The sequence below is a fragment of the Streptomyces sp. NPDC054932 genome (genome assembly GCF_053610205.1).
Window position 1 is genome coordinate 23,716 of record NZ_JBSGXU010000076.1, and the last position, 10,645, is coordinate 34,360.

Consider the following 10,645-nt stretch of genomic DNA (forward strand, 5'->3'; position numbering starts at 1 on the left):
GCCGCGCTCGCGCCCCGCCGAAGTGCGAGCCGCGGCCCGGGCAGGGCCCAGCACCCTGCCTCTGCCCGGCGCTCCCTGCACCCTCTCTCGGAACACTCCGGGAGAGGGTGCAGACTTGGCAGCCGAGATCAGTTGCTGAACACACGGATCACCCAGTCTGCGGCTGAGCGCGCCGCACCGGAGAAGGTTCCGCGCACAGCCGCCGAAGCGAACCAGCGTCCCCGGCCTTCGGCCCTCTCCGGACCGGTCGAGCCCTTCTCCTGGACTTCACCGGAAGTGGCTCCGGCAGTTGGTGTGGGCCCGGCCGAGTTGGTCGATGCAGCGACGCGCGTACCGTTGGACATGAGGGTCCCCTTTCGCAGGCTGGATCCGAGGCCCGCCGGCCTGATGACAGTCCGTCCGGCGGGCCTTCTTCATTTTTGGGCGGCCTACCTGCTTCCTCGACCCTTTTGGAATCATGCGGAGTCATGCGAGAGTTGCCGAGAATGCGGCGGTCTGTAGTGCTGCGCAGGGAGGCATCTCGATGGCAAATCGTCGTCGCAAGGTCGAGTCAGGTGATCCCTTAGCCGAGTTCGCGTCCAAGCTGCGCGAACTTCAAGCCGGGGCCATGGCTCGTGCCGACACGCCGGAGAAGGTCGCGGCTCTCCAGATAGACAAGGTGGCGGAGAACGAGAACTGGCGGTGCGGCGTCTCCACCATCTACGCAGCGCTATCGGGAGCGCGGCTGCCGTCAATCACGACGCTACGGGCCATGGTTGAGGCATGGGACCCACGGGGAGCGAAAGGATTCACGGCCTGGTGGAAGGAGCGGGACATAACCCAAGACAAGATCATTACACGTAGGGCTGCTGATCTGGACGCACATGCGCCTTCCCCACGGCGTTCGCCCCCTGACGGCCGGGAAGACGGCCGGGAAGTCGCCAACCCCATTGCTTTGGCGGAACTTCGAAACAGGCTGGCGAACGCTCTGGCCATGTCGCGCCTGAACCGGACCCAGCTGGCCCAGCGCGCACAAGTGGGTCGGACCACCGTCAGTGTGGCTCTTTCACCCACCGGCCCGCCACCTTCGGAAGCGACCACCGTAGCCCTGTGCCGCGCCCTGCGTCTGGATCCTGCTCCGATGCTGGCTCTGCTACGGGCCGCGCGAGACGGAGGGATACTCATCTGAGAGGAGCACGTTCCGACGCCACGTAGGGCGCGGGCCGCCCCAATCGGACGGGTACCACGCGGCACCCCTCGGTCGGTGGTTCGCGATTGTTCTGTTCGCGATGGTTCAAGCGAACATTTCTGAACGCGCCCACGCCACTGCAAGCCAAGCGTCGCCGGTTCCCCGAGGAGCCCAGCTCACTGGTGACCTTCCGTGATCCCCTGGGCGTATCGGCTCCATGTGCCGCCGGTCTCGTTGCGGAGCCGGGTGGTGGTTTTGTGGTGGTAGCCGAGCGCGTCCGCGACCGCGGGGGCAGGCATTTCGAGGAGTTGCTGGCGGATGGCGGCGCCGCCCGGGCGCTGGGCGTTCCCGGCTCCGGATCCTGGGCACCGCTGCCCCGGCCCCGGGGCACGCCGGTCGTCACGGGCCTGGCACCGGAGGGTAGCCCGTTCCACGGACCGGTGTCGTACAGCGGGTTCAGTTCCTCGTCGAAGGCGGCCGCGCGGTCGTGGTAGCCGACGAAGGCGCGGGATCCCGACTGACCGGGCTGTCCGCCTGGTCAGTCCCGGCTGGAAAGGCGGGTCCGCAGTTCCATGCGAAGCCGGATCGAAGTGTCGATGGGCAGCCCCAGGGTGGCGAGCCGAAGATCCTTCGAGTAGTTCGCAATGAGGTCGAGATCCCGCAGCTGCCGCTGGAGCTCGGCAAGGGTTGCCTCATCGAGGTCGGGCAGGTCCTCCTCCTGCTCGGCGAGGTGCTCAAGGTGCTCGTCCACAGCGTCCACAGCCCGTCGGCCGGCCCAGACCGCGAAGTCACTGCACTCGAACAGGTAGGCATGCGCGGCATGAAGCGTCGTAGCGGCCGCATTCTCGTCCGCATCGTCGGGACCGTCCTGGCCATCGTTGTGGCAGTACTCGCTGAGCATGTACTCGGCCACGCCCCGCTTCACTGCCGTGAAAGCGGTCGAGTCCCCGAGGGAGCCCTCCCACACGGAGTCCAGCAGGGGCCGCAGGCGCATCGTGAACGGCGCCCGCTCCTCCTCAGGCAGTGCTTCATGCCAGCTCATGAGCCGTTCCGCGGTGCCGGCGGCGAACACTCCACGCTCACCCGACGACATGGCCGCCAGGCGCTCCTCCACCGACGCCGACAACTCCTGCCACGTGTCCAAGACCGAGCCACCCTGAGTCGAGGAATCGGCGAGCTCAGGCCCGCCTCAGGGATCCTCGCACCCACCCCTGACAACGACTGAAGCGGCCGTCCACTGGCTCGCACAACAACGGGGCGGGCACGTGCGGGCGGCCACCGCCGGGTAGACGGTGGCCGGGTCCGTGGCGTGCAGGGCGAGGAATCCGTCCGGCCGTCCGGCCGTCCCGTCAGACGGCTCGGCCGAAGTAGGCGGCGAGCCGGTCGAGCGCGGGGGCATCCGCCGGCGCGGTCCTGGACGGGCCGAACATGCCCGTCCGGGAGCGGATCTCGTCGGGGTGGTTCCCGTACCAGGTCCGGACGACCGTCTCGACGGCGTCCGGGTCGCCGCCGCGGTCCTGGCCGGTGGCGGTGGCGAGGTCCCAACCGTGCAGGACGGCCTCCAGCAGGTGCAGGTCGGCCAGGCGCGGCCCGAGCCCGCCGCCCGGCAGCGGCATCTGCCGCTGGAGGGCGCCCTCGGTCCGCCAGGCGGCCAGGACCTCCTTGGCGCCCTCGGCGTAGACCTCTCCCGGCTGCCGCTCGCCGATGTGGTCCCGGGCGAACAGGGAGAAGTCGGGGGCGCCTCCCTGAGCGAGGATCACGTAGTACGGGTTGCCCGCGACGAGGTGACCGGCCAGGACCCGCACGTCGAAGTCGTCGCACGGTGTGGGCCGCCCGTACTGGTCCGGGGTGACATTGCCCAGCAGCTGCGTCGTGTGGGTCAGAGCCTTCTCCAGCAGCTGGATGTCCTGGAACATGATGATCGCGCCTTTCCGTCGAACCGGGGTGTGGACGCCTGTGCGGCCGGAAGGCCGTCAGGCACGCCGAAGCACCCTGCCCCGGTCCCGGGGCCCGGGTGCATCGACAGCCTCAGAGTGCACCCCCTTGCGGACAGATTCGGTCCGCAATGAGACCGTCATGGCCGGACGCCGATCCTGGAGGGCGGCATCCCGCCGGTGACGGCCGGACCGGTTACCCCCAGAGATCGGCCAGGTGCGCATGGAGGACGTCGTACGCCTCTTCCGGAGCGAGGTGGCCGATGAGGACGTGCGTGGTCAGGCCGTCCGCGAGGGCCAGGAGGGTGCGGGCCTCGCGCTGCGGGTCGACGGGCACCGCACAGTCGGAGCCCTCGCGAGCTTCCGCGATGAGGCGCGTGAACGCCTCCTGCAGGGCTGCGTAGTTCACCTTCAGCGTGCTTGCGAGCACCTCGCTGACAGCCGCCTGCGCGACGAAGGCGAGCCAGACCCTCGCCTCGGCACGGTGTTCTTCCCGGAGCAGTGAGATCTCGGTGACCGCGTGCCCCAGGGCGGTACCGGCCGACTGGGCCGGACTCCTCACGAGGCGGGCCTGCACGCGCTCGCCGATCCGCTCGCCGATGTACCCGAGAGCGAACACGAGCATCTCTTCCTTGGTACGGAAGCAGCGCTGAACGGCGCCCATCGACACCTGCGCGCGGGCTGCGACATCGCGCAGGGTCACGCCCTCCAGCCCGCGCTCGTCGGCGAGGTGACAGACGGCCTCGGCGATGAGACGGCGCCGGCTCTCGTGATCCACCTGCCTGGGCATGCCCGGTCGCCTCCCTGTTTCACATCACTCTGCTTCGCAGCGCAGTTTATTCGATGCGCTCGTATCGGATCCAGGGGTACCGTTCGGTTCCGATGCAAGCGCATCGGAACGTGGAAGAGGAAGGGAGCGCCATGCAGGACGCCCTCTGGAAGATGCCGGCCGCCATGCAGGCGGAGGCGGTGCGCACCGCACAGGTCTCGGCCGTCGAACTGATCGACAGTCACCTGGACCGCATCGCCGGGGTCAATCCACAGGTGAACGCGGTCACGCAGCTCCTGGCTGAGCGCGCCCGTGAGGCCGCGGCACAGCTGGACCGCCGGCGGGCCGCCGGTGAAGCACTGGGACCCCTCGCGGGCGTGCCCTTCACCGTGAAGGAGAGCACCGCCATCGCCGGCGTGCCGACCACCTTCGGAACGGAGCGCTTCCGCGATCTGGTGGCCCCGGCCGACGCGCCCCCGGTGGCCCGGCTGCGCGCGGCGGGGGCCGTCCCCATCGGGCACAGCAACATCCCCACCCTGATCCTGGCGGGGATGCACACGCGCAGCGAGCTGTTCGGCGATACGGTCAACCCGTGGGACAGCAGCCGGACGCCGGGCGGCTCCAGCGGGGGCGATGCGGTGGCCGTCGCCACGGGCATGGCGGCGCTCGGGCTCGGCAACGACTCCGGCGGGTCGGTGCGCATCCCGGCCCAGTTCTGCGGTGTGGCCGGACTGAAGCCGTCCACGGGCCGGTTCCCCGCCGATCACCGCGTTCTGGGCCCGGACGACCCCGGCCCGGCGTCCCAGATGCTGGTCACCGACGGCCCGTTGGCCCGGAGCGTGGGCGACCTGCGGCTCGCCTACGAGGTGTTGGCCGGGGCCGATCCGCGGGATCCGCGCGCCGTGCCGGTGCCCGCCTACGGCGAGCCGCTCCCCGGACGCGTGAAGGTCGCGGTCGTGGCCGACCCCGGCGGGCACGGCGTCCACCCCACGGTTCGCAGGGCCGTCGCGACCGCGGCCGACGCGCTCCGCGACGCCGGATACGACGTGCGCGAGGTGGAGGACGTGCCGCGGCTGGACGAGGCCCTCGAGGCGTACGGCCGCATCACGGTGACCGAGTTCGCCCCGACCTGGCCGGTGGTGCGCACGCTGCTCGGCAAGGGCGGGGACCGCTACATCGAGATGGCGATGGCACGGACCCCGCCCGCGAGCGCGGAGGAATTCGTGAAGTTGATGGGCACCTGGATGAACATCCGCCGCTCGTGGGCCGAATTCCTCGACGAGTACCCGCTGTTGCTCGGCCCGGTCTTCACCGAGCCGCCGGTCGAGCCGGGGCTGGAGTCGCGCGACAGGTCGGGCAGGGACCGGGTCGGGTCGGGGATGCGCCTGTGCACCGTGACCAGCTTCGTGGGCGTACCCGGTGTGGCCGTACCGACCGGGACGGCCGACGGGCTGCCCTGCGGAGTGCAGATCGTGGGGCGCGCGTTCCGGGAGGACCTGTGCCTGGACGCGGCCCAGGCGATCGAGGACCGGCTCGGCGTTCTCACACCGGTCGACCCGCGCGCGGGGGGCCGGGCCGGTTGAGCCTCGGGGCGGCCTGGGCCGCAGGGTTCACCGGCGGGCCCGCGTGCGCGATGCCGCTGCCCGGCCCGCGTCGTTCTGTTACGCGCCCATGACATCCCAACACTTTTGAACACGATCAACAATCGCTAGATTATTGAACATGATCAAAATCGAGTACGGGTCATGGGTGCGCGAGTTCGAGGCCGAACGGGAGCGCCGCGCGGCTCTCGGCGACCCCGACTGGGGGAAGGGCGCGCAACTGCCGGCCGAGATCGTCCGCAGCATCCAGAAGTTCCAGGTCGGCGAGGACGGCGACGGCTCCGCGCTCTGCAGCAAGGCGGACCTCGCGGGCGATCCGGTTTACTCCGAAGCGGTCCGGCTCTTCATCGCCGAGGAGCAGAACCACGCGCGGATGCTGAAGCTGCTGCTGGCGGCCGGCGGGGCCGGCACCCTCGACGGGCACTGGAGCGACGCCGCCTTCGTCCGGGTGCGACGACTGCTCGGACTGCGCGTGGAACTGCTGGTGCTGATGATCGCCGAAGTGGTGGCCCTCGGGTATTACCGGGCCCTGCGCGACGGCGCCGCCGACCCGCTGGCCTCAGAGGTCGCGGGCCGGATCCTGGCGGACGAGGAGCGGCACGTTCCCTTCCACTGCCTGCGCCTGCAGGAGGGGCTGGCCGGGCTGCCCCGGCCCGCCCGCCGGGCGGTGACGGCCGGGTGGCGCGGACTCCTGGCCGGCGCCGCCACCCTCGTCGCAGTGGACCACGGCCCGGCCCTGCGGACCCTCGGGGTGGGCCGCGGCGCCTTCGTCGTACAGACCCTGCGCTCCTCCGCGTGGATGGCCCGCGCGATGGCGGGCGGCCCGGTTCCCGCACCGGAGGGGGCGGGTACGGGCGCGGGAGTGTGACGTTCGGGATCGGGGTGCCGGTTTCAACGCGGAGCGGCCGGTCGGGCATCGGTGTCCCGGTCCCGGCGGACCGGGGATGCGGGGCTCGGCGACACCCGTTCGGCACCGCCGTCCGCGCCCAGGCCCGCGAGCAGGCGCAGACCGTCCTCGGCGGAGCTGCCGGGGGCCGCGGACAGCACCAGCAGCTCCATGCCCGATTCGCCCGGTAGCGCGAAATTCTCCTGGTGCAGTTCCAACACCCCGACCAGCGGGTGCCGGTACGCCTTGCGGCCGTGTGTGCGGGCGCGCACGTCCGCACGGGCCCAGAGGCGGCGGAAGCGCTCGCTGCCCATCGCCAGCTCGCCGATGAGCGAGGCCAGGCGGGGGTCATCGGGGTATTTGCCGGCGGCCAGGCGCAGGTGCCCCACCACGTCGAGGGTGCATTTCTCCCAGTCCGCGTACAGGCCGCGCTCCGCTTCCTCGAGGAAGATGTGCCGGGCGGTGTTCAGTCCCGGCATCGGGCGGCCGTAGAGGAGTCCGGCGAGGCGGTTCCCGGCGAGCACGTCCAACCGGTGGTTCATGATCAGCGCGGGCGCGTCGGCGACCAGGTCGAGGACGCGCAGCACCTCCGGGCGTACCCGCCCGCCCGGCGCCTTCCCACTGCCCCGGCGCCGCTGCCGGGCCAGCCGGTAGAGGTGGTCGCATTCGGTCTCGTCGAGGGCAAGTACGCGGGCGAGCGCGTCGAGGACCTGCTCCGAGGGCTGGGTCGCACGGCCCTGCTCCAGGCGCACGTAGTAGTCGACGCTGACTCCGGACAGGTGCGCGACCTCTTCGCGGCGCAGACCGTCCACTCGGCGGCGGCTGTCGGTGGGGATCCCGACGGCCGCCGGATCCACGCGGGAACGCCGGGTCCGCAGGAAACCCGCAAGATCGTCCATGTCCCCAGTATGGCCGCGGCGATGCCCGCGAGGGTGGTCCTGCCAGTACCAGGAAGACCGGTCCGACGGAAGGCGCGTCCCTGAACGCCGGACGCCGCAGCACCCAGGATCGAAGACATCCGATCCGAAGGAGTTCCCGTGAAGACGCTGATCGTCCACGCCCACCCGGAGCCGAAGTCGCTCAACAGCTCGCTGAAGGACCTCGCGGTGTCCACACTGGAGGCCGCCGGGCACGAGGTACGGGTGAGCGATCTGTACGCGATGAACTGGAAGGCGGTCGTGGACGCCGCGGACTACGGCCCCCACGCCTCCAGTCCGCTGAAGGTCGCCCTGGACTCGGGCCGGGCCTTCGACACCGGGACCCTCACCCCGGACGTCCTCGCCGAGCAGGAGAAGCTGCTGTGGGCCGACACGATCATCTTCCAGTTCCCGCTGTGGTGGTACACGATGCCCGCGATCCTCAAGGGCTGGGTTGACCGGGTGTTCACCTACCGCTTCGCGTACGGGGTCGGCGAGCACAGCGACACCAAGTACGGCGAGCGCTTCGGCGAAGGCACCCTCGCGGGCAGGAAGGCCCTGCTGTCGGTCACCACCGGCGGCCCCGAGTCGCATTACGCGGCTCGCGGGATCAACGGCCCCATCGAGGACCTGCTGTTCCCGTTCCAGCACGGCATCCTCTACTACCCGGGCATCGAGGTACTGCCGCCGTTCGTGCTGTACGGCACCGACCGGATGACCGCCGAGGACTACCCGGGCGTCGCCAAGGCGTGGGAGCAGCGCCTGCTCACCCTGGAGTCGACCGAGCCGATCGCGTTCCGGCGGCAGAACTTCGGTGACTACGAGATCCCCTCGCTGCACCTGAAGGCGGGGCTGGAGCCCTCGGGGCGCACGGGTTTCGGGCTGCACCTGCGCGGCTGAACACGCAGGCCCGCCGGCCTCCGGCCGGTGGCCATGGGGACGAGGCGACCCGGAACCGGTCCACTCGCCGCGGGCTCGGGGCCGGACGCGGGGTCGGCAGAAGCCACCCGGGCCTTAATCTGTGGCTCCAGCGATCCTCTGGGGCCACACTGGGCACATGGCCGCACCCCCCTCTGCCTCCTCGGACTCGGATGACCGGCGGGCCGTCGAACACATCAGAGGCCGCCCCCTGAGCCAGGACTGGCCGGCTGCCGCGCTGGCTGCGGGCAGTCGGGTCACTGTCGTCCGTGATCCGGACCGGGACGGCCCCTGGCGCACCGAGTTTCCGGGCACGATCGACGACATGGGGGCGCCCGAGCTCGTGGAGAGCTCCTACGCGCGCGCCGGGGAGTTGGCGTACTGGGTCACCTTTGATGCGCCGCAGTACGACAGCGACGGGGGCGGCCCGTACCGCAAGGCCCAGATCTGGGACCGGTATCTGCGGCCCGAGCCGCCGCTTCCCGGTTCGACCTCGAACGGTCCCCGAAACTGAGCCCCGGGCGGAGCTCCGGCGGACGGGAAGGTGGCCTTCGGAGCGGGCGGCCGGTCTGCGCTAGCTTCACCCCTATGAATTCACTGGCACAGGTGTACGACAGGGAGTTCCGCGTACGCGGCCTGCGCGAGCAGGGGTGGGGCCGGGGATTGATGGCCACGGCCGCCCTCATCTGGCTCTGGGTGGCCTACCTGCTCGTATTTCCCTTCAGCATCGACCGCGGCGGGAACGCCAAGCCCATCGAGTGCGAGTCCCGCGCCTTCCACCAGGACGGTGACTTCAAGGTGTCGTACCGCGCGGACGAGGGCGAGCGCTGTGACGCCGCACGCGACTGGGGCCCGATACTTGCCGCGCTGCTGCTCTCCCTCCCTCTGGCCACGGTCGGCACCGGCCTGTACGCCTCCGGCACTTCGGCGGTCCGCACCGCCGCGTACGCGGCCGAAATCACCCGTCTGAACGCCGCCAGGCAGGTCTGAGCGGGGGCGGGCCCCTGGCGGCGCGAGGGACCGTCAGGGCTGCGAGCTGCTGATCGAGTCTGCCGGTGAGGACGGCCGGAGCAGCGCCCGGGTGAGCTCGGGGGCGTGGGCGGCGAAGGGGCCGAGGTCGGTGGCACGGGTCCAGGCGGGGTGGTCGCGATAGGTGTCGAGCCGGTCCAGGGCGCGCAGGCCGTAGTACGCGGACGGTCCCGTCGCCGCGGCGCGCGCCGCGGGGTGGGCGGTTCCGGCGGCGACGGACGGCAGGATCTGCTCGAAGAGGGCGTGGCAGGCCCGGATGCCGCGGAGCATGACCTGGTGGTACCGGTCCTCGGGCCCGACGGGGAAGCGGTGCTCGGCCAGGACCGGACCGGTGTCGATGCCCGCGTCGACCTCGTGGGCGGTGGCGCCGTACTCCGTGTCGCCGTGCAGCAGGGCGAACAGTACGGCTGCGGAGGGCAGTCCGCGATGCTGCGGCAGCAGGCCGTTGTGAATGTTGAGGATGCGCAGACCGTCGGCCCGGAGCAGGGGCTCCCGGAAGATCTGCCGGTTGTTGAGGGACCAGACGATGCCGTCGGTGCAGGACCGGGCCAGCGTGCCGGCGTGGGCGTTGATGTCCGCCGCCGCGAGGTGGGGCGCGTCGGCGGCCGCGGCGTCCAGCGGGTCGGCGGAGCAGACCAGGTCGACCGGGTGGCCGCGGGTGGCCGCGTGGGTGACGGCGCGACGGAGCAGAGCTCCCTCTCCGACGAAGATCATGCTGCGGCCTCCTCGCGGGCGGCGGTCAGGTGTGTGCAGACCTGCTCGAGCGTCAGGTTGCGGACGAGGCAGTCGAGGCGGCCCGTGAAGCGCTGGGCCTGGCCGGGGGTCAGCAGGTCCGAGGAGACCGCGGAGAGCATCTCGACGAGGGCCAGGGAATCGCCGCCGAGGGCGTGGAAGTCGGAGTCCGCCGACAGCAGCGCGCCGTCGACGCCGAGGATCTCCGCCCAGTGGTGCCTGACCCGCGCCTCCAGCGTGACGGGTGGGGGTGCGATCGAAGAGGTGGGGGCGAAGGGGTCGGGGAAGGCGTCGAGATCGGCCTTGCCGCTGACCGTGCTGGGCAGTGTGTCGATCACGACGACATGGGCGGGGACGAGGTACGCGGGGAGTGTCCGGGTGAGCTCGGCCCGCAGGGCGCGGCCCAGATCCGCGCGCACCGCGGGATCGTCGGCGTGCGGCAGTACGTACGCGCAGAGCACGGCCGCCGTGGAGTGCGGGCGGCGGCGGGGTACGACGACGGCGCGGTGGACGGCTGCGTCGGCTTCGAGGGCGGCGACGACCTCGGCCGGGTCGACGCGGTGCCCGGCGATCTTCACCTGCTCGTCGATGCGCCCGGCGAACTCGACCGCGCCGTCGGCCAGTCGGCGACCGAGGTCACCGGTGCGGTAGGCGCGGACCCCGTCCGGCCCCGTGGTGAAGGGTGAAGGAC

The 10,645-nt window shown here is 71.2% G+C and carries 13 protein-coding genes; 6 read left to right on the forward strand and 7 right to left on the reverse strand.

From position 1 onward, the window contains the following. Nucleotides 1-523: 523 nt before the first annotated feature. Nucleotides 524-1,168 (forward strand): helix-turn-helix domain-containing protein, encoded by a 645-nt coding sequence (locus tag ACWGE1_RS21300; RefSeq protein WP_453422055.1) that lies wholly within the window; start codon nucleotides 524-526, stop codon nucleotides 1,166-1,168. A 176-nt stretch (nucleotides 1,169-1,344) separates the two neighbouring features. Here the strand turns inward: ACWGE1_RS21300 and ACWGE1_RS21305 are convergent, their stop codons facing one another. The 4 genes from ACWGE1_RS21305 to ACWGE1_RS21320 form a co-directional block, all read right to left on the reverse strand. Further along, nucleotides 1,345-1,467: a hypothetical protein gene (locus ACWGE1_RS21305; protein ID WP_453422056.1), complete on the reverse strand. Its 123-nt coding sequence runs from the start codon at nucleotides 1,465-1,467 to the stop codon at nucleotides 1,345-1,347. Between the two features lie 239 nt (nucleotides 1,468-1,706). Further along, nucleotides 1,707-2,312, reverse strand: a complete 606-nt coding sequence (locus tag ACWGE1_RS21310; RefSeq protein ID WP_453422057.1) for a hypothetical protein — start codon at nucleotides 2,310-2,312, stop codon at nucleotides 1,707-1,709. 205 nt (nucleotides 2,313-2,517) lie between these two features. After that, nucleotides 2,518-3,084 carry a TIGR03086 family metal-binding protein gene (locus ACWGE1_RS21315; protein ID WP_453422058.1) on the reverse strand — a complete coding sequence of 189 codons (567 nt, stop codon included), beginning with the start codon at nucleotides 3,082-3,084 and terminating at the stop codon, nucleotides 2,518-2,520. Between the two features lie 214 nt (nucleotides 3,085-3,298). Continuing rightward, on the reverse strand, nucleotides 3,299-3,892 hold the full coding sequence (locus tag ACWGE1_RS21320) for a TetR/AcrR family transcriptional regulator (RefSeq protein WP_453422059.1): 594 nt from the start codon (nucleotides 3,890-3,892) through the stop codon (nucleotides 3,299-3,301). A gap of 131 nt (nucleotides 3,893-4,023) precedes the next feature. Between ACWGE1_RS21320 and ACWGE1_RS21325 the strand changes: the two genes are divergently transcribed. Both ACWGE1_RS21325 and ACWGE1_RS21330 read left to right on the forward strand, forming a co-directional pair. Continuing rightward, a complete protein-coding gene (locus ACWGE1_RS21325; protein WP_453422060.1) occupies nucleotides 4,024-5,454 on the forward strand; it encodes an amidase in 1,431 nt (476 codons plus the stop codon). Nucleotides 5,455-5,593: 139 nt separating this feature from the next. Then, on the forward strand, nucleotides 5,594-6,340 hold the full coding sequence (locus tag ACWGE1_RS21330; RefSeq protein WP_453422061.1) for a ferritin-like domain-containing protein: 747 nt from the start codon (nucleotides 5,594-5,596) through the stop codon (nucleotides 6,338-6,340). A 23-nt stretch (nucleotides 6,341-6,363) separates the two neighbouring features. Here the strand turns inward: ACWGE1_RS21330 and ACWGE1_RS21335 are convergent, their stop codons facing one another. Further along, nucleotides 6,364-7,257 carry a helix-turn-helix transcriptional regulator gene (locus tag ACWGE1_RS21335; RefSeq protein WP_453422062.1) on the reverse strand — a complete coding sequence of 298 codons (894 nt, stop codon included), beginning with the start codon at nucleotides 7,255-7,257 and terminating at the stop codon, nucleotides 6,364-6,366. A gap of 138 nt (nucleotides 7,258-7,395) precedes the next feature. Here ACWGE1_RS21335 and ACWGE1_RS21340 point away from each other — a divergent pair, with 138 nt between their 5' ends. The 3 genes from ACWGE1_RS21340 to ACWGE1_RS21350 all read left to right on the forward strand — a co-directional run bounded on the left by ACWGE1_RS21340 (nucleotide 7,396) and on the right by ACWGE1_RS21350 (nucleotide 9,183). Further along, a complete protein-coding gene (locus ACWGE1_RS21340; protein WP_453422063.1) occupies nucleotides 7,396-8,175 on the forward strand; it encodes an NAD(P)H-dependent oxidoreductase in 780 nt (259 codons plus the stop codon). Nucleotides 8,176-8,332: 157 nt separating this feature from the next. Continuing rightward, nucleotides 8,333-8,707 (forward strand): ferrous iron transport protein A, encoded by a 375-nt coding sequence (locus ACWGE1_RS21345; RefSeq protein ID WP_453422064.1) that lies wholly within the window; start codon nucleotides 8,333-8,335, stop codon nucleotides 8,705-8,707. A gap of 74 nt (nucleotides 8,708-8,781) precedes the next feature. Next, nucleotides 8,782-9,183 carry a hypothetical protein gene (locus tag ACWGE1_RS21350; protein WP_453422065.1) on the forward strand — a complete coding sequence of 134 codons (402 nt, stop codon included), beginning with the start codon at nucleotides 8,782-8,784 and terminating at the stop codon, nucleotides 9,181-9,183. A gap of 33 nt (nucleotides 9,184-9,216) precedes the next feature. Here the strand turns inward: ACWGE1_RS21350 and ACWGE1_RS21355 are convergent, their stop codons facing one another. Both ACWGE1_RS21355 and ACWGE1_RS21360 read right to left on the reverse strand, forming a co-directional pair. Next, nucleotides 9,217-9,936 carry a formyltransferase family protein gene (locus ACWGE1_RS21355; protein ID WP_453422066.1) on the reverse strand — a complete coding sequence of 240 codons (720 nt, stop codon included), beginning with the start codon at nucleotides 9,934-9,936 and terminating at the stop codon, nucleotides 9,217-9,219. After that, nucleotides 9,933-10,645: non-ribosomal peptide synthetase (locus ACWGE1_RS21360; RefSeq protein ID WP_453422067.1), on the reverse strand; the 713-nt coding region annotated here is incomplete at its 5' end. The genes ACWGE1_RS21355 and ACWGE1_RS21360, both read right to left, overlap by 4 nt.